10 protein-coding genes and 1 pseudogene are annotated in these 19,002 nt (G+C 71.6%); 8 read left to right on the top strand and 3 right to left on the bottom strand.

Annotated features, from left to right (window positions below; genetic code table 11):
• Nucleotides 1-31 precede the first annotated feature (31 nt).
• From NE235_RS36630 to NE235_RS36610, 5 genes are all read left to right on the top strand, one after another.
• On the top strand, nt 32-4,714 hold the full coding sequence (locus tag NE235_RS36630; RefSeq protein WP_252811436.1) for a hypothetical protein: 4,683 nt from the start codon (nt 32-34) through the stop codon (nt 4,712-4,714).
• Entirely contained in the window at nt 4,711-5,406 is a 696-nt protein-coding gene (locus tag NE235_RS36625) for a type VII secretion system-associated protein (protein ID WP_252811434.1), read from the top strand. Before NE235_RS36630 ends, NE235_RS36625 begins: the two co-directional genes overlap by 4 nt.
• Nucleotides 5,407-5,753: 347 nt before the next feature.
• A complete protein-coding gene (locus NE235_RS36620) occupies nt 5,754-8,960 on the top strand; it encodes a hypothetical protein (RefSeq protein ID WP_252811433.1) in 3,207 nt (1,068 codons plus the stop codon).
• A 72-nt stretch (nt 8,961-9,032) separates the two neighbouring features.
• The gene (locus tag NE235_RS38535; RefSeq protein WP_252811431.1) at nt 9,033-10,355 is read left to right on the top strand and encodes an RICIN domain-containing protein; all 1,323 of its coding nucleotides are present in this window, start codon (nt 9,033-9,035) and stop codon (nt 10,353-10,355) included.
• A 131-nt stretch (nt 10,356-10,486) separates the two neighbouring features.
• Nucleotides 10,487-12,685 carry a BTAD domain-containing putative transcriptional regulator gene (locus tag NE235_RS36610; protein ID WP_252811429.1) on the top strand — a complete coding sequence of 733 codons (2,199 nt, stop codon included), beginning with the start codon at nt 10,487-10,489 and terminating at the stop codon, nt 12,683-12,685.
• A gap of 44 nt (nt 12,686-12,729) precedes the next feature.
• Here NE235_RS36610 and NE235_RS36605 read toward each other — a convergent pair whose 3' ends face one another.
• Nucleotides 12,730-14,637 (bottom strand): substrate-binding domain-containing protein, encoded by a 1,908-nt coding sequence (locus NE235_RS36605; protein ID WP_252811427.1) that lies wholly within the window; start codon nt 14,635-14,637, stop codon nt 12,730-12,732.
• Between the two features lie 265 nt (nt 14,638-14,902).
• Here NE235_RS36605 and NE235_RS36600 point away from each other — a divergent pair, with 265 nt between their 5' ends.
• The 3 genes and pseudogenes from NE235_RS36600 (at nt 14,903) to NE235_RS36585 (ending at nt 16,889) form a co-directional block, all read left to right on the top strand.
• Nucleotides 14,903-15,355, top strand: a complete 453-nt coding sequence (locus tag NE235_RS36600) for a luciferase domain-containing protein (RefSeq protein WP_252811425.1) — start codon at nt 14,903-14,905, stop codon at nt 15,353-15,355.
• 52 nt (nt 15,356-15,407) lie between these two features.
• A pseudogene (locus NE235_RS36595) lies at nt 15,408-16,303 on the top strand (Dyp-type peroxidase); the annotation flags it as partial.
• Between the two features lie 196 nt (nt 16,304-16,499).
• A complete protein-coding gene (locus NE235_RS36585) occupies nt 16,500-16,889 on the top strand; it encodes a ferredoxin reductase domain-containing protein (RefSeq protein WP_252811423.1) in 390 nt (129 codons plus the stop codon).
• 216 nt (nt 16,890-17,105) lie between these two features.
• Here the strand turns inward: NE235_RS36585 and NE235_RS36580 are convergent, their stop codons facing one another.
• The gene (locus NE235_RS36580) at nt 17,106-18,380 is read right to left on the bottom strand and encodes a poly(ethylene terephthalate) hydrolase family protein (RefSeq protein ID WP_252811421.1); all 1,275 of its coding nucleotides are present in this window, start codon (nt 18,378-18,380) and stop codon (nt 17,106-17,108) included.
• Nucleotides 18,381-18,421: 41 nt separating this feature from the next.
• Nucleotides 18,422-19,002 (bottom strand): AbfB domain-containing protein (locus NE235_RS36575; RefSeq protein ID WP_252811419.1); only part of this gene is annotated, 581 nt, incomplete at its 5' end.

The raw sequence follows: 19,002 nt of genomic DNA, 5'->3' as shown, positions 1-19,002 counted from the left end.
ACCGCGTGAACTGCGGGCGTCGGAACGCGCGGTGGAGCTGGTGCGGGTCGGAGATTTCACGATCGATGTGGTCGGTGGCGAGGTCCGTAAGGGCAAAAAGCCGATCGAGCTGTCCGGCCTCGAGTGGAAGGTCTTCAAGTACCTCGTCCAGCATCACGGGAAGCGCGTGCCGCGAGCTGACCTGATCCACATGTTCTTGAGCGGGGTAAAAATCCCAGATTCGGGTCTCTTGGAGGTCATTTTCAAGCTCCGGGTAAAGATTGGGGATGACCTGGATCATCCTCATCTGATCGTTGTAGTCGGCAGGTCCGTGCGGTTCGGGCCGGAACTGGAAGTGGGGGCCGCTGCGCAACTGCGGCGAGTGAATTTCCAGTCCAGTGGCGCGCTGGCCGATTGGCGCGATAACTGGGCGAAGAAGGGAGTGAGTGACGCGGTCTTGAGGCTGCTGGAGCAGCGCGTCGAAGACCTGGCAGAGAAGACGGTGACTATCAAGAGACTGTGGGATGAGTCGAAGGACAATCACGGCTACGGCAACGGTCGTGCCATTTTCTATAGAATGGCCGGTGAGCTGAAATCGGCCTGGGATGGTGCCCTGGATCCGGATTCTTCAGACGCTGAGTCGGTGTCGGCCGTTCCGGGCTCCGACGGTGGTGCTGATCTCGGTGGGGGATCTGCCGCCGCGGCTCCTTCTCCGGCGGGCGCGGGGTCGGTTGGGCCGGTGGAAGCTATCAGGGGGATTGGTGAGGGGGCCGAAGCCCGGGCTGTGGTGCGCGGGGCCCAGGCTACGGAGGTAGGGGCTGCGTCTGGTAGTGCCGTGGAGGGTGGATCTGCGGGAGATGCCGATATTCGGTCCTCCGCCGCCGTGCGACCGGATTCCTCAGACGCTGGGTCGATGCCGGCTGTTCCGGGCTTTGATGAAGCTGATTTCGGTGGCGGATTTGCGGAGGATTCGTCGGCGTGGGTTGGGCCTGAAGCCGGAAGTACAGAAATGGAAGTTGACTTCTTCGGCTACGGGGACGATTCTCTGCGCACTCCGGAACCGGGAACTTCGGGACCATCGTTTTCGTGGGATCCTGCGGCGGGAGACCTGGGGCGTTCGGAACCGGGGGCCGGTCCAGGGGCGGCGGTACGGGCCGGAGATCTCACGGGCGTGGAGTTCGGTGAGGACGCTGTACGGCAGCATCTCTCAGACGTCGAATATGCGTCGGATGCGGCGGCCGGTCCGGGGACGGAGGCATTGGGGCACGAGGCTTCTTCTTCGGCGGGCGCGGAGGTTGTTGTGCTGGTTGGTGAGTGGGGTGCTGTGTTCGAGGGGATGGGTTTGTTCTTGGAGCCGGCGGTGGGGGTTGTGAGCGATGGGTTCGATGAGGCCTTGTTGGGGTCGTTGCGCGCTGCCGGGGTGGTGGATGTCCCTGCCAGTGTGGATGACTTGGATGAGTGGGTGAGGGAGAAGGCGGCCGATGAGGACATGCCGGCTCCGGGGTTGCTGGAGCAGTTCCGTGGGCGGCTGGAGCGCGGCGAGGCACGTGGAGGTCCTTTCAATGACATTAAGGCGATGGTGGTGGGGCGGCACTTGGTGCCGGTCACGGTTGTGTGGGCCGATGGCGGGGTTCGCCGGTATGGGCATGATTGGCCGGTGGGTGTTTTGGTGGTGGAGCGGAATGGGAGGTTCTTTGCCGCTGTGCGATCGTTGCAGGCCGGAGATGTCGAGACGACGAACTCGGCCGAGGTCGTGGTCTGCAAGGGCGCAGAGCGGATTTCGGTGGCCGACGGCGCGTGGGACATGTTGAAGCACTTCATCAAGCACCGCGGGGAGACCCTGCCGCAAAGCGAGATAATGCGGGCGGTCTGGCCGGGCAAGGATGTCGTTATCTCGTACTTCTACAAGCTCCTTCGGAACGTTCGTCGGTTGATCGGGGACATCACGTATTGGCCTCGGCTGATCGTTGAAGTCGCTGCAGGCATGGAGCCGGCCTTCCGTTTCGGGCCGCCAGAACGACCTAGGCTGAGGAGAAGGCTGCAGATCGGAGATCTCGAGATCGACTTCAGTGGCGGCGAGGTCCTCAAAAACGGGAATCCGGCCACGCTCAGCACCCACTCGTGGAGGATGCTGGAGTGCATCGCCTGGTACCACTTGGACCACGAGAAGCCCATACCGGTGGCCGACCTGCAGGCCTGGGGAGGGCTCCCGGAGGACTCGAGCAACTTCAGATCGAGCCTGAATACGCTCCGTCGTGCTGTTGGGGACGATCTGAAGGTTCCTCGGCTGATCGTGCAATCCGGAATAGGCGAGAACAGGGCCTTGGGTTTCGGGCCGAGCGTGCGTTTCGTTCCGATGAGGCAGGACGCTCAGACTGTGGCGGGTGGCGTGCAGACGGCCGACGCCGAAACTGCCGCTGAGAGACTGCGGGCGGAGTCTTCCTCCGCTGCGGGGTCGGAGATGGATTGGGAGCCTGCGGAGGGTTCGGGGAGCGGTTCGGGGGTGCCGGATGCGGGGCTGCGGGATGAGTCGGCCCGGATGCAGCCGGGCGAAGGCGTCGACCGCCATGCCGCAGGTTCCCTGGCGGACTCCGGCGCCGAACGCCGGAACCGGGCTCCGCGCCGGGAGTACGCGAACGACGTGGAGCTCGCCGTCGCCGGCCCGGTGCACGCCGGTGACCACGCAGGCGTGGGGCAGGCCGCTCCGGACGTCTTCCCCGTGAGCCGACCGCGGTGGCACGAGGTCCGCTCCTCGGACGGGGAGGACGTCGGACGCGTGTACTTCCCCGATGAGGCCTTGCGGCTCCGCTCGCCCTTCTACGGCGACCTGCGGAACGCGAAGTTCTGGTCCTGGTCGGGGACACCGGGCCGGGAGGTGGCTGTACCGCTGGAAGTGCCGCTCGGTGACCGATCCGGCGTGTATCTCCTGGCGTGGCACGGCTCGCAGCCGCCGCCGGACGAGGTGGGCGTCGTCAGGGCCACGGCACGGGAGATCGTCAGCCGGGGCTTCACCACGCTGTTCCTCCTGCGCTGTACGGAGGCCGGCGTCGCGCCGTCCCCGGAACTGAGGCGGGTGGCCCGGGACTACCGTCTGACCATCTTCGAGGGGACCGGCCGGGTCGCGCCGACGCCAGACGCGATCAACCTGCTGCCGGACGCCGGCGGCCGGGCCCTGCCGGGCCGCGTCTACCGCCCCGGCGGAGACGTCGTCGACCATTACCCCGCTGCAGCGCGGGTGGAGCCGGGCGGAGGCGCCGACCGCCATGCCGCCGATTCCCCGGCCGGCTCCGGCGGGGACCTGGTCGAACTGCGGGTCGCTCCGCTGGAGGGCGAGACGCTCGGCAGGGCGCTGGCACGAACGCTGGACCAGAGGTCGTCCCTCCTGCGGACCGGGGACGACGAGAGCGCGCTCGGTGACCCGTCCGCGGCGACAGGCTCACCGTTCGACCGGTTGATGGCGGGTCTGACCGAGGAGATCCTGCCGGAGCCGGCGCGGCTCTTCGACGAAGGCGGAACCGTCCGGGTCCAGGACCTGGAGAGCGCGGGGATCCCGCTGACGACCGTCCAGCACACCCAGGCGGTCCTGGGAGGCGGGACCCTGTCAGTCGAGAGTCTCACCCCCATCCAGCGGTTCCGGCTGGCGTTGGAGAGCCCGCTGCTCACGCCCGAGACGCGGGCGGAGATGCTGGCGGCCCTCGACTCCGCGGCCCAGGCGCTGGGCGTGCGGCTGGTGCTGACCGGGGCATCGAACCTGCCCGGTCCGGCGACCCTGCCGGATCCCGTCTTCCACAACGCGTCGACCGCCACCGGCACGGGCCGGCTGACGGCCGTCGTGCGGCGTCCGGAATTCCAGGACCTGAACGACGACCCGGAGTCGATCCCCGACGACTACGGGAGGCCCCTGGAGTACGCGGACGGTACCCGCGTACCGTTGTTCGACGGGGTTCCCACGCGCCAGCAGATCCATCAGGGTGGGCTCGACGACTGCCAGCTGATCACCCTGATCGGCGCGGTCGCGGCGCGGCACCCGCGCATGATCAGCGATCGGATGCGCGAGACCCCGGACGGGAACTACCAAGTGCTTCTGCACGAGACGGAGTACGTCGAGGAGGACGATTTCTACCGGCCGACCGGAAGGCTCATCTCCCTCACCGTGACACCCGATCTCCCGATCTTCACCGACGACCCTGGGACGCCCGCATTCGCGCGCGGCTCGGGAACGGCGTGGGCGCCGATCCTGGAGAAGGCCTTCGCCGGGCTCGACGAGACCTGGAGCGCCGAACGATGGCAGCGATGGATCGACGGGTGGGCGTCGATGGGAGAAGATGAGGATGCCGTGCCGCGGGGATACCGTCGCCTCAACCAGGGCGGGCTTCAGGAGGAGGGCGCCGAGGCGCTCGCTCAGCTGACCGGCCGGCCGTCGGCGTTCCTGGAGATCCCGGGTTTCTTCGAAGCTTCGGGTCCCGACGCCGATCGACAGCTCCTCGACGGCTTCCGCGCAGCGCTCCGCGGCAACCGGCCGATCGTGGTCGGCACCTCTTCGCCGGAGGAAGGCGATGATCAGCTACTCGCTGCCGGCCTTCTCGCAGGCCATTACTACGACGTCGTCGGCGTGGACGGCGCGGGACGTATTCAACTCCACAACCCGTGGAACCGGCTGCATCCTCCACGGCTCACGGTGCAGGGATTCCGGTCTGCTTTCTCGGGCTTCTACATCACCTGGTTGGAATCATGACGACAGAGGACATGCCCCCGATCCCCGACTCGATCCGGGAAGCCGCCCGGCTCGCCCCGGACCACTGGCTGGGGATGGTCGATCCCGCCTGGACCGGTGAGGGCGGACCTCCCTCCTGGGCCGTGGTCGGCCAGTGGCGGTCGAGCCCGGAGGGCGAGATCGTCGAGTGGCGGGACAACGAGGAGTACCGGCCGTCGCCGGCGGCCCTCGGCTGGCCCGAGCCGGCCGATGACGTGGACGCGGCGGTGCAGCTCGCGGCGACCGGCTACGGTCCCGGCGATGCGGTGCCCCGGGCGCTGGCCGCGATGGGGGAGGTGGCGGTCTTCGTCACTCCCGACGGCGACCCGGTGGCCGCGACGGCACCGGACGGAACGACCCCGGTGGTCCCCGTCTTCACCTCACCCGTCTACCTGCACGCCGCCGGCCGGTTGGCGTTCGAGCTGATGGACCTGTGGGAGCTGGTCGACGCACTGCCCGAGGGGCACGTCCTCTACCTCAACCCCTCCGGCCCGGTGAGCATGACGGTGGAGACCGGCGTGCTCGTGGAGGCTTTGGACCAGGTCGGTACGGACACCGGCGAGACCGGTGATCGGGAGTCGGACACCGGGGGGGTCGACGATGAGGCGGTGGAGGTCCCGCCCGCGGCGCGTCCGGCCACCGTCGGCGGCGCCCCGGCCGGAGAGGAGTCCTGAACCTTTCCGGCCGTCGAGGAGTCTGAATCTCAGGGGCGACCGGGAGCCTGAACCCGCTCCCGGTCGGTCATAAGACCCGATTCCGGTCTCATCCGCAGCCGTCGTTGAGGTCCGTGACCAGAGGAAACGGGCACAACGGCCGGGACCGCGAGAATTCGGTCGCTTGAGTTGAACCAAAAGCGGCACCGCGTCCGTATGCGTATGCGAGGCCATCTCTCGCCGAATCGCCTCCGCGGACCGAGAGGTGACCTCGGATCGCTGTGCGTAACCCGAAGGAGGTGCGCGGTGACGGATCCGGTGACCGAGTGGTCCTTCACCGCGGCCGAAGCCGTCGCGGGAGGTGATCTGTGACCCGCTGGAGAAGGGCGGTCAGCCGCCGGTCCGGACAGGGCGGCCAGGATGCCGCCGTCCCGACCGGGTCAGGGGACCGCGGCCCCGCCCGTGCGAGCGGACGGGCGGCGGTCGTGGTCGACGAGTACGACGGTCTGATCCTGCTGCGCTCCGCACCGGACGTGGCGCCACGGCGTGAGGACGTCGCCGAACTCGCCCGCGCCCTCGCCGGCGCCGATGAGTACTTCACGCTCGTCGTCGGCGCGGACGGCGCGGACGGCGAACTCTGGGCCCGGCTCGGTGCCGTGCTCGACTCTCTGCGGGCCAAAGGGGTCACCGCGATCCGGCTGGTGCTGTCGGGCGCGGGCGCTCGGCGCACCGGGCGTCCCGCCCTAGCGCAGCGCATCGCCGACGCCTGGGGCATCAAGGTGATCGCTCCGGACGGGGGTGTCCTGATCCTGCCCGGTGGCTCCCTGCTCGCCCAGGACGCCGCCGGACCTGGTCACGGTTGGCAGTCCTTCACACCCGGCGCCGAACCGGTGCCCCTCGGGCCGCGCAGCCCGGCGCCGGTCTGGCAGCCCGCCGTCACCCGGCTGCCCAGCCGTACCGCGGGCGGTTACGTCGTGGAGCAGGTCCCCGCCGGCCTCCTCGTACGGTCGGCGCGGGAGCCGCGGGCCTGGGGAGCGAATCTCTGCTACTCCACTCCGGTGGACGCCGACCACCTCACCGTCCTGGTCGGCGCGTCCCGGCTCAGCGGCGACGCGGAGGTACCGGCCGAGGAGATCGCCTCCCTGCTGACGGCCCTGCCCGCCCCGACCCGTTCGGCGGTCCGGCTCGCTCCGTGCGGCCCCGTGGACCTCCTGTCCGTCGCCCAGGACATCGCCGAGATCCTGGGCGATGAGGTGGAGGTGTGGACCGGTCTCCCGCTGGTCATCGGCGCCGGCGCCGAGACCGTCGTCCGGCCGGTCCTGATCGGCGCCGACGCCGAGCCGACCTGGGCGCCGTTCGTCGAGACCGTCGCCTGCCGGCCGTACGGTGCCGACGGCACGGACGGTCCTGCCGCGCCCCGGCTGCTCCGCTGGCGTTCGCCTCTCGCCGAAGGCGCCCAGACGGACACCGGCGTCATCCGCCTTTCGGATCGTTGGCAAGTCGCCGTGACGAGGTCGGGGCTGCTGGTGGGACCGCACGGCGAGCCGCCTACTCTCGCCGGACGGCCCGTGGCACCGGAAGAGCTGGCCATCGAGGTGAACCTCCGGGGCGCTCCGGCGGACGACGCGCTCTTCGCCGGCCTGTCCCGCCTGCTCTCCGGCCTGGGGGCCGACGTCCGTAAGTTCGTCGCCCTGCACCGGGTCGCACAACCAGGAGGGCCGGACGACGGAGCCTTCGGCCTGCTCCGGCTGGCCATCGAGCACAACGTGTCACTCGTGGAACCGAAACCGGTCGAGGACGCGCCCGCTCCCGCGCCGCCCACCGTACGAACCGTCACGACGCCGCGCACCGCCCCGCCGCGAGCGGAACCGTCCACGCCCGCACCGGCGGTGGAGACGAAGAGCTCCGCCTCCGCGGCCGAACACGCGGCACCCGTACCGGTCAGCGCCGCCGGACCGGACGCCGACGGGTCCGCTCCGCCCACGCGAGTGACCCTTCCTGACCGCGTCGCGTTCCCACGCCCCGCGCAGGCAGGTCCGCCGCCCGTCCCACGGCCCGCGCAGGCGAGCTCGCCCGGATCCGTGCGCGAGGACCTTTCGGACCTTCTGCGAGCGGATCCTCCGGCGGACGCGGCGGAACGCCCTGCGCCACCCTCGAGCGACGATCCGTCACACCGGCCGGAACCACCGGCGCCGGCCATCTCCACGGCCGAGGATCCGAACCGTGCCGATCCGCCGACGCCGACCCGGCCGAGGCAGGAGCAGGGGGCGAGACCACTCCCGCCGCACCTGGCGAGGATCCCGATGATTCCGATCAGGCCGAAGGAGCCGGCCGCGCCCGAAGCCCCGAGCACGCTCACGGGACCGGCACTCGCTCCAGAGCTCCCGGCGGCCCCGCACGCCCCGGCGACCCTCGGGTCTCCGGCGGCGCCGTCGGTCCCGGTCGCTCCTGCGTCCCCTGTCGCGCCGCAGACCAGGGGAGGGGCGCGTCCTCCCGAGCACGTGGCGGAAGGTTCCGCACCGCGCCCGAACACGCCGCCCCTGAACGAGGAGCCGTCACACGCGCCGGAACCATCGGCGCCACGGCCCCACGGCGCGGACCCGGAACCGGCACCGAGCCCGGGGCCTCCGGTCGCCCCCGGTCCTCTGGTCGCCTCCGTGCTGCAGCCCACGCCCCCGCCGCGTCCTCCGGCCGCCGAGGCCCCGGCCGCTCCGGCGGCTCCGGTCACGCCCTCATCGTCACCTGGCGAGCACCGGGCCGGTCCCGCTCCGACCGCCGGGGGAGCGCGGCCCGGACCCGTCGCGAAACCCCTCCGCCGCAGTACGGAGACGGAACGCGCGGAGTTCCGGTCCCTCGTACAACCGGTCTGGGAGCGGCACAGCGCCGCGGTGAACCGTGCGATGACGCAGATGCCCGCGCTGCGCGGTGGGCAGGCGGACGCGGCGCGGACCGATCTCGTCGCGGTGCACGTCCACCTGTCGGGCGGGCTCGGCGAGCCGGACGGCCCTGAGCCGGGGGCATCGGGCGGAGCCGCGCTCCCCCACGCGTACCTGGCCTGCCTCGCCTCCGGCCTGAGCCGGCTGCCGTCGTACCGGGGGGCCGCCGTGCGCGGCGGGCTGCCCGCCGACGGCGACCTGGAGCGGTTCGCACCGGGGACGGTGCTGCACGGGCCGGGGCCGGTCAGCGCGCTGCCGATCGGGCAGGCGGCGGGGCTGACCACCGCGACGGGGGGATACGTCATCTGGTCCGCGACCGGTCGGCGGGTGCGCCCGCTGGTCGCGTCCGGGCACGGTGCGGTGGCGGACGAGATCGTGTTCCCGCCCGGAACGGCCTTCCGGGTGCTCGGCGTACGGTCCGCCGGTCAGGCTCCGATCGTCCTCCTCAGCGAGATCGTCCGCGCCGGATCGGAGACCGAGACCGGCGATCGGCCCGGAGTGCTCGGTGACGCGGACCGGGCGGCTCTGGAACGGCTCGACGAAGCGCTGCGCCGGCAGGAGCCCACGGCCGGAGGAACGTCTCCGGCCGCCTGGCCGGTCCGCTGCGCGGAGCCACTGGGGGAAGCCGCGGGCCGGTAGGAGGCCGCCCGCAGACCCGGTGAACCACCGGCCCCGTCCGCGTTCTGATACGAGATTCCAAGGAGACATATCGTGCCTTCCCAGTCGAGACCCGACGACCGTACGCAGCCGCTCCACATCCGCCGACCGATCGAGATGCCGGTGACGGACGTGGAGGCGGCGGAGGACCTGGCGCCCGCCTCCGAGGTCGCGGACGAGACGGCGCCGGCCCTCGCTTCCGCGTCGGCGCGGGAGCGGGCCTCCGAGACCACGCCCGCGAAGGAGCGGGTGCCGACCGCCGGGTCCGCGTCCGAGGGGGACAGCGAGCAGTCCGCTCCCGCCGGTGACGAGAACACCGACGCCGATGCCCCAGGACCGGCCGCGGCCGAGGAAGATGCCGGGAACACCGCGGAACCGGCACCGTCCCCGGATGAGGGCACGGAGCCGACGGCCGGCGGCGAGGCGGGCGCGAAGGACGACAGTGCCGGCGGCGAGGAAGGCGAGAAGGAGAAGGCCGGGAAGAAGGCGAAGCGCGGCACGTGGCTGCGGAACGTCGCGGCGGCGTCGGCGTCACCGGACGGTGCTGCGGCGGCCGGCGATGAGATGCCGCCGGACCGGCCGCGCAAACCGGTACTGGCCGCTGTCGCGATCGGCGGAGTGGTCCTGCTCGCGATCCCGATCCTGCTGGTCGGGACCGGATCCCACGACGGCAAGAAGCAGCGCACCACCGTGGCGGCGAACAGGGTCATGACCGGCGACGGCCCGGCGGCGCCGGGCGCGTACGTGCCCGTCACACCGACCCCCACCGTGTCACCGTCCGGGTCACCGTCCGCGTCGTCGTCCCGGTCGGCGTCGCCGTCCGCCTCGGCGAGGATCGCCATGCCCGCGCCGACCAAGAAGAACGCCGGGGCGGGACAGGGCGTCACCGCCCAGTCCAGGGACGGGTTCAGAGGCGTCGCGAACGTGCTGCTGAAGAACGTCGTGGGCGGGAGCTGCGCCGACGTGCCGGGCTACGACAGGGAGTGGGCCGGCCTGAACCTCCAGACCGGTGACTGCACGCCCGGCGACACCGACAACCAGGTCTGGTCGCTCAGAGTGGAGAACGGGCTGAACGGGCCGGGCGGCCGCGCGCTGTTCACGATCCGTAACACCAAGAGCGAAGCCTGCATGGACCTGCACGGCACCGGGGCGGGGAGGTCCGGCACCGCGGTGGACCAGGACTACTGCAGGCCCACGAAGGGCGACAACCAACTCTGGTACCTGACGCATGTCCGCGGCAGCCTGTACGAGATCCATAACGCCGCGAGTCACGGGCTCTGCCTCGGGGTGGGGGGACGCTCCGGCGCCGCCGGTAAGCCGCTCCAGATCCACCGATGCGGCGGCAGCGACGGTTGGTCATGGTCGAGCGGCGGGTGACCGGACCGACCTTCGCGACGATCATGCGCGTCCTCGTCCGTACCACCATGACCGGCATGTGTGCCGACGTTCGAACCATGCCCTGAGCCGGCCGAGCAGGGAAACACGCCCATGCTGTGGAAGGCGAACGATTGACCGATCACCTCAAGTTCGTGCTGTTGGGCCCACTGGAAGTCTGGTCGGGCGACACCGAGCTCGACCTCGGCCCGCCTAAACGGCGGGTCCTCCTCGCCCGGCTGCTGATCGCGGGCGGCCGTCCCGTGTCGGTGGACCGTCTGCGCGAGGACCTTTGGGAAGGGCGTCCGCCCGCGGGCGCCCTGTCCTCCATCCACGCACACATCAGCCGGCTGCGCGCCGTGCTGGAGCCGGACCGTGCGCGGCGGGGAGACCACACCGTCCTGCTCAGCGGACCGGCGGGGTACACACTCGACGCTCCGCCCCACACCCGGGACTCGACCCGGTTCGAGGAGGCGGTCAACCACGCGCGCGGGCTGCTGACGCGCGGACGGCTCGTCGAGGCCCGCCGGGCGGTGCAGCGCGGACTGACCCTGTGGCGTGGCACCGCGCTGGCCGACGCCGCCGGCTACGCCTTCGCCGAGCGGGAGATCGCCCGGCTCGAGGAGATCCGGCTGGTGGCGGAGGAACTGCACGCCACCGTTCTCCTCCACGAGGGCCGTCCCGATGAGGCGGCCGTCATCGCCGAGGAGCTCACCGCTCGGGCTCCCCTTCGCGAGGCCGCGTGGGCGCTGCTGATGCGCGCCCTGTACCTGGCGGGCCGGCCCGCGGAGGCGCTCCAACGTTTCGCGGCGATCCGGACGTTGCTCGCCGAAGAGTTGGGTGCCGCGCCGGGACCCGAGCTCAGTGACGTTCACGTGGCGGTGCTCCGCCAGGACGTCGCGGCCCTGGCCCTCTCCCGCTCGCACACCGCGCCCGGCCTGTCGGTGACGCCCTCGGCGGGCACGGTCTCGTCGTCCATCGTCGGCCGATCCGGCGAACTGGCCCGGTTCGACGAGATCCTGAGCGACGCGGGCCAGGGCCGTACCCACTGGGTGGTGCTGTCGGGGGAGGCGGGCATCGGCAAGACGCGGCTGGCCGAGGAGTTCGCGACCCGCGCCGCGGACGCCGGGTTCGAGACCGTATGGGTCCGGTGCGGCGCCGACCCGATCTGGGAGAAGGGCGATGGGGACGGGTCGGACGTCATCGGCCGGCTGCTCTCGACGGTGTACCCGGACCTCCGCCTGGAGGGCGGATCCAAGGCGATCGCCGGCGAGCTGGCGGAGCGGCTGACCCGGCAGCCCACCCTCTTCCTGATCGAGGATCTGCATCGGGTCGGCGCTCGTATGCGACACCTGCTCGGCGGCTACGCCACACTGCTGCGGGACGTGCCGCTCATCGTCGTCTGCACGACGCAGGACACCGATGACCCGGGCCTGCGCGAACTCCTGGCGCTGCTCGTCCGGCAGACCCACGCCACCCTGCTGCCGCTTGACCCGCTCACCGTCGCGGACGTCCACGAGCTGATGCGGCGCCGGGCCGCCCGGTTGGACCCGAGCGTGCCAAGCGGCGAACTCCACCGGCAAGAGGCCGCCGAGCTGCACCGGCGCGGCGAGGGGAACCCCTTCCTCATCACCGAGATCCTCGAGCTGCCCCATGACGCATGGACGGGACCGGGAGCGCGGCTTCCCGCGTCCGTCAGCAGGGTGCTGCGCGCGCGCATGGACCTGCTGGACGAACGCGTGCTGAGGATGCTGCAGGCGATCGCGGTGACGGGCGGAGAACTCGACCCCGAGCTCCTGTTCCGGATCCAAGCCGTCAGCCGCGAAGAGCTGCTGTTCCTCATCGACGCGGCCGTCACCGTGCGGATGCTCAACTGGGAGGACGGCATGGACCCCGGCCGTCCGGGGCGGTACGTCATGCCCGACCTCCTCCGCGAGCTCGTGCTGCAGGACCTCACCCCGGCCCGCAGACAGTCGCTGCACGCGGCCGCGGCCCGCGCGCTGGCCGAGTTGCCGCGCCGTGACCCACTGCGCGTAGCCCACCACCTCATGGCGGCCGGCCCGCTCATCGCCCGTGAGGAACTGGTCGACGCGGCGTTCGCGGCCGGCCACCGCTGCAGCGAGGACGAACGGTACGCCGAGGCGGCGCTCTGGTTCGACCACGCCGCGGCGCTGGCGGAGGACCCGGGCGTACGGGCGGAGGCCCGGCGCGCGGCGGACACGGCCCGCGGGCAGCTCGATCAGCGGGAGCGACGGATCGGCCATCCGCGCGGTCCCGCCGACCGGCCCGAGGGCTCCGCGTGGCCTCCCGATCCCGAGCGGCGCGCCGGCTGATGAGACGACGTTGTCGCCGTATCATCCGGGCGTGACCTGCTGGTTCAGTTCGGTTGGCAGGGATCCGAGATCAGTGGGCCCGGACCGACACAGACGGGCGTGCCCGCCTGCCGGAGCAACCTCCTGGCGTCCTCACCGGCGAGGAAGGTGAGGAACGCCGCGGCGGCGCTGCCGTTCGGCGGCGGCCCGTAGGTGTAGAAGACCTCCGGGGCGACGAACGGGTAGCGGTCCATCGTCGGCGACGCCGTCGGCATCCTGCCGTCCAGGGCGAGAATGCGCACGTTGGGGTAGCGGCGGGTGTCCGAGGCGACGTGCACCTCGGCGTACCCGATCGTGCCAGAGACCGTGTCGACCGTGTCGAGTACCTGGCCCTGGCTGCTGCGTTCGCACCGTACGGCGTGCAGCGCGGCGCGCAGCTCGTCCTTGCGGCGGCAGTCGCTGGACGACAGGTCCGGCTCGGGTCCGCGCAGGACGTGCTCCTCGAAGATGCCGCGCGTTCCCGATCCCTCGGTCCTGCTGACCAGGCGGATCGGCAGGTCGCTGCCGCCCTTGATCGACTTCCAGTTAGTGGGGCCGTCCGGCGCGTAGATGGAACGCAGGTCACGCAGGGACAGGCCGGTCACACCGGTGTCCTTGTTGGCGATGACGGCAAAGGCCACCAGCGCGACGGGGTAACCGCGGAACCCCCGGAGCCTGATCTCGTCGGAGTCGGATCCGAGGTAGCCGTCGTGCATCGCGATGGTCGAGGCGGCGTTCTCGGCGGTGAGGGCGCGTACCCCCTCGTTGGACCCGATGGAGCTCACCGCGATCCTGGCGTTTCGGCACCGGGCCTCGTAACCTCGCCGGAGGACGTCGGCCGTCCGCTCGAAGGCGGTCGAGCCGACAAGGTGGAGGGTTCCGGAGAAGCACTCGGACCGTTCCGCCGGGGATGTGGCGCCGCCGGCCAGCCTGCTCGCCCCGGCACCGGCGGCGAACACCAGCACCGCGGCGGCGGCCGACAGCGATCGCCGTCTGCGGGACGACCATCGCTCTCGCGGCCGCCCGTCCGTCTCCTCCGGGCCGGACTCCCGTTCCGCGGGTCGCCGGCCGTCCGCCGCCGGGCGGGCCGGCAGCTCCGCGGCGTCGGCCGGGGGTTCCCTGGATCGTTCGGCCTCTGCCAGGCGTTCCCGCAGCTCATCCACCTCGGCCCGGGCGGCGGCGAGCCGGCGCCGCAGCTCGGCTCCCTCGGCGCGGGCGCGGGCCAGGTCGTCCGTCGGGGGGACGTGCCGGAGCCGTTCGTACGCATCCACCCAGCGCGCGACCTCGGCGGCGGGCAGCCCGCAGGCCCGCGCGAAATGGCCGATCCTGGTGCGTTCCCGGTCGCTGGTCGAGCGCCAGCGGTCCTTCTGGAGCATCGCGCTGATCGTGGCGTCGGGGAGCGTGCCCCACGAGCGTTTCTCGATCTCCGTCTGCCGGGGCGATCCCGCCCATTCCCGCAGCTCCGCCAGGAGCGCGTAGAACTCCCTGATGTCGCCCGCCGCCGACGGGTCGGGCAGCCGCCGGTCCGCGGCGAACGCCGGCTCGGTCCAGGGCTTGAAGGTCACCGGATACCGCTCGGTCAGCTGCCGCCACGGGACCTTCTCCCGGTACGCCTCGACCGCCTTCGTGGGCTTGCCGTGCCCGTTCCGCTCGAAGGCCGTGCGCAGCTCCTCGCCCCATTCCGCCCACAGGGCCTGCTCGGCCGCGGCCCACCGGCCGCGCAGTGCGCCCATCTCGACACCGTCGGCGCCCGCCGCGGCCAGGCATGCGCTGACGACCTCCCACGACATCAGCTCACCGTCGCCGGTCAGCAGCGCACGGACCGTCGCCTCCAGCAGCCCGGTGCGCTCCGCCAGCACGGCCGGGTCCACGCCGTCCAGACGGGCGGCCAGGTCGCGGGCGAACTCCGCCTTCTGGCCGACATGGGAGTCCAACGCCCCGTGCTCCGTCCGTCTCGCACCTTTTCGCCGCGGGCGCGCGTCGCGCGGCGTCCCCACTACAGTGCCGCCGGAATCGGCGCCGGCCTCGCCAGTTATCCGAAAGTTCGCGTTCCCGTCCCCATCTGTACGACCGAAGGCGCCGCCCGGGAGGGTTCCAGGAACGCACCAGGAATCCCGGGAGGGAACCAGGAAGCGGTGGAACGCACCAGGTCACCCGCTGATCGGCTCTACCGCCCGGTATTCCGCCACCCTGGCATCCATGAGCCCAGGACACCGCACCATCTCGTACGCCGACCTGGTGATCGACCGATTCCGGGACTGGCCGCTGACGGAATGCCGCGCCGACTGTCCGCCCGGCCGTGCCCTGGCCCTGCGCGGCCTGCAGATCGTCCATCTCCACCGGGAGGACGTGGCCGAGGTCCTCCTCACCCAGGAGGTCATCCGCCGGCTCGGCACCGCGCTGACCGCCTCGGGCCGCGTCGACCTCCCCGCGGTCACCGGCTGGGTACGGGTTCATCTGGACACCGTCGGCGATCTGTTCCTGCTGCAGTCCCTCGTCAGCCTGGCGATCCAGGCCAACGACCCCGGAGCCGGCCCGCTCCGCCGCACGATCACGACCTGCCCGACGTACGTCGCGGAGCGCGCTCCGCGGCCGTCGTGGCGAAGGCACCGCACGGTGACGCGCCGGGGCTGGGCGAACACGCTCGCCTAACCGCCGCCGCACGCGGCCCCGGCCACCCTGGGGAGCGGGGAGGGGTCCCTTCATGGCACGCTGTGGAGAGCGTCTGAAAAGGGGGGATCCGGGTGGCGGTGTCCGAAGGGGCGGCGTACCGCAGCCGGTGCTGAGCCCGCTGACGACCGCCGCCGTGTTCCTCGTGCTGACGGTCGATCCGGGCGGTGAGCCGGAGGCACGCGAGCTGCTGGCCGACCTGGCCGGGCTGACGCGGTCGGTCGGTTTCCGGGTGCCGGACGGCCGGCTGAGCTGCGTCGCCGGCATCGGGTCGGACGCCGGGGACCGCCTGTTCGACGGTCCCCGGCCCGCCGAGCTGCACCCGTTCCGCGAGGTCGCCGGGGCCGTGCACCGCGCGGTCGCGACCCCCGGCGACCTGCTGTTCCACATCCGCGCCGAGAAGCTCGACCTGTGCTTCGAACTGGCCTCCCAGATCATGAACCGGCTCCGCGGGGCGGTGACGGTCCAGGACGAGGTCCAGGGGTTAATGTACTTCGACGTGCGGGACCTGCTCGGCTTCGTCGACGGCACGGAGAACCCGGTGGGTCCCGCCGCGGCCACCGCCGTCCTGATCGGGGCCGAGGACCCCGCCTTCGCGGGCGGCAGCTACGTGATCGTGCAGAAGTACCTGCACGACCTGGAGGGCTGGAACGCCCTGCCGGTGGAGGAGCAGGAGCGGATCATCGGCCGTACGAAGCTGGAGAACATCGAGCTGGACGACGACGTCAAGCCGTCCGACTCCCACGTCGCCCTGACCACCATCACCGACCCCGACGGCACCGAACGCCGGATCCTGCGGAACAACATGCCGTTCGGGAACGTCGGCCGCGGTGAGTTCGGCACCTACTTCATCGGCTACGCGCGCACGCCGGCGGTGACCGAGAGATGCTGGAGAACATGTTCATCGGCGACCCGCCCGGCGACCACGACCGGATCCTCGACTTCTCCACCCCGGTGACCGGCACGCTCTTCTTCGTGCCGACCGCCGACTTCCTCGAAGACCTCCCGCCGGAGGCCACCGAAGGCGCCGCCGCGACCGAGGACCTCGGCGCGGGCACCGCCGCGGTCACGGCGGGGACGGCTTCCGGCAGGCCGGAAGGCTTCTCCGACGGTTCGCTCGAACCCGGTGCTGCTGGTGGGCGGCGGCTCGGGGATCGTGCCGCTCATGGCGATGATCCGCGCCCGCTGGCAGGCGGGCAGCCGTACGCCGTTCCGGCTCGTCCACTCGGTACGGACGCCCGCCGACCGGTACTACGCGGCGGAGCTGCGCCGGCCCGACCCGGGCCTCGACGTCACCCACGTTTACACCCGTGCGGCGCCGGAGGGCCTGCGCCGCCCGCCGGGCAGGCTGACCGTCGCCGACCTCGACACGGGCGGCCGGCCCGCGGAGTTCGCGCCGGACTGCTTCGTGTGCGGACCGACCGGGTTCGTCGAGACGGCCGCCGACATCCTCCTGTCCCTCGGTCACGACGCGCGCAAGATCAAGACAGAGCGATTCGGCCCGTCGGGAGGCTGACGGAGGTTCGGCTCGACCTGCGCGGCGGCGGCGCCCTCCGCATCTCCCCGGCCTGACGCCGGCCGGGGCTCCCGCGAAGGGGATGGGAACGCCGTTCGCCTACACCCCCGCGAGCCGCCGCCTCAGGCCCGCGCGCCTGCCGCCGGGGAACGGGCGGGACGCACCGCCGGTTGCGGCCGAAGCGGATGGCCGCAACCGGCGGTGGGTCGGCCGTTGTCAGGGGCTGCTGCAGGTGAGGGCCGGGGTCGATGGCGTGCCGTTCGCGAGGAACCCGAACGTGGTGGACGCGGACGCCTGGAGCGAGCCGTTGTACGAGGCGTTCGCCACGGAGGCGGTCGATCCGCTCGTACTCAGCGTGCCGTTCCAGACCTGGGTGACGGTCTGGCCGCCGCCGAGGCTCCACCGGACGGTCCACCCGTCGATCGCCGCGCCGCCCGCCGTCACCGTGATCTCCCCCTGGTAGCCGCCGGACCAGGAGTTGACGGTGCGGTAGGTCGCGCTGCAGGCGCCGCCGTCCGGCGGCGTCGGTGTGGTCGTCGGAGTGGGCGAGGTTGTCGGCCCGCCCGGCGGAACGTACGGGCACTTGGCGCGGTACATCGAGACGCCCGTCGAGTCCTTCAGCGGGCAGAGGAACTGCGTGTAGCGCGTGTCGTCGTCAAGGAAGATCTTCAGCCAGGGGATGAGCAGCCGCATCTCGGTCGTGTTCGGGTGCGTGTAGGCCACATGATCGGCGCCCGCGAGCTGGACGAAGTCGCTCTGCGCCGAGGCCGGCATGGTCGCGTACAGCCCGTCGAGGTAGGACGGGGTGACCACCGTGTCGTTCTGCCCGGCCATGACCATCGTCGGCACATGGTCGGTGGACATGTCCTGCGAGGGGGAGAAGGGCGCGAGCGCGACCGCGGCCTTCAGCGACGGCCGGTGCTCGGTGGCGTAGACGACACCGCCGCCTCCCATGGAGTGCCCGATCACGCCCAGCCGGGCGGAGTCGACCCGGTCCCGTACGGGGCTCTTCTGGGTGAGGTAGTCCAGGGCGGCCAGCAGCTGGGTGCCCCGCGCGGTGTCGAAGTCGTTACGGCTGTTGGTCTCGATGCCGATCACGACGAATCCGAAGGACGCCAGCCAGGGCCCCATCCAGGCCTCTTCGTTGGCGAACAGCGCGGTGTAGCCCGGCACGATCGCGACGGCGCCCCAGGTCCCCTGGGTGGTGTCGGTCGGGTAGTAGATCGTGCCGCCGTTGAAACCGTTGCCGGGCGGCACGCTGACCTGCGCGGTGGCGAACGTCCCCCGGCTCGCCGCGACACTGGCCAGGGTGGGGTCCGGGCCCCGCTGGTACGGATTGCCGGCGGCGGACGCGGGCCAGGTGGCGACCGTCAGCGCGATCGCCGCGGCCAGGGCGGTGACGGCGGCGACGGCCCACCGCAGCGGCCGGGTGAGGAGGCCGGAGCGCGTCGCGGCGCCCGCCGCCTGAGGTCGTGTGGTTCGTTCTGCCATGAGGGATTCTCCTCGCCGGTGCTGTATGCGGCGGTCGGCGTCTAGGCCCAGGGCGCGTCGACGACCCAGCTCACGTCGTCGGCCCAGGAGGTGGGGCTGTCGAAGGTGTGCGAGCCGCCGTCGCCGGCGACGTAGACCGTGTTCGCGTAGTGGCGGATGAACCGGTCCGGGTAGTTGTAGGCGGCCAGTGAGGTGCCCTGGCCGTTCTTGCCGCTCTGCGGGCAGAAGGTGGCATCCGCGGCGAACTGCGCGCTGCCGTCGTTGTGCTGCCGGTACACCTGGAAGTTCTGGTGCCGCAGGTAGTCGCCGGGGTAGTTCTTCGACTCGAACGACACGCACGAACCGCCGGCCAGGCCGCTATGCACGATCCACGTGGCGTCGTTCTTGTCGAGCGACGAGCTGGACGAGTTGATTACCGAGGTGACGGCCTGGTCGTTCTGGTGACGGATGTAGCGGTCGGTGCAGCAGGCCGTCGTCGCGCGCAGCGAGACCGACGAACCGGGGGTGAGCGTTCCGCCCGTGCCGCCGCCACCGCTCGAGGTCGCGTATCCGGCGGAGACGATGTTGGCCTGCACCGCGTTCTCGGTGGCGTCCGAGGGGTAGCCGGAGGTCATCGCGCCCT

This window comes from Actinoallomurus spadix (assembly GCF_024055725.1).
Lineage (GTDB): Bacteria > Actinomycetota > Actinomycetes > Streptosporangiales > Streptosporangiaceae > Actinoallomurus > Actinoallomurus spadix.
The sequence above is the reverse complement of the archived record's forward strand: the minus strand, read 5'-3'. Positions and strand labels throughout refer to the sequence as shown.

Excerpts from the sequence above, each read along its gene's own strand:
- NE235_RS36580 (WP_252811421.1), bottom strand. The coding sequence starts at position 18,380 with ATGGCAGAACGAACCACACGACCTCAGGCGGCGGGCGCCGCGACGCGC.
- NE235_RS36600 (WP_252811425.1), top strand. The coding sequence starts at position 14,903 with ATGAGCCCAGGACACCGCACCATCTCGTACGCCGACCTGGTGATCGAC.
- NE235_RS36625 (WP_252811434.1), top strand. The coding sequence starts at position 4,711 with ATGACGACAGAGGACATGCCCCCGATCCCCGACTCGATCCGGGAAGCC.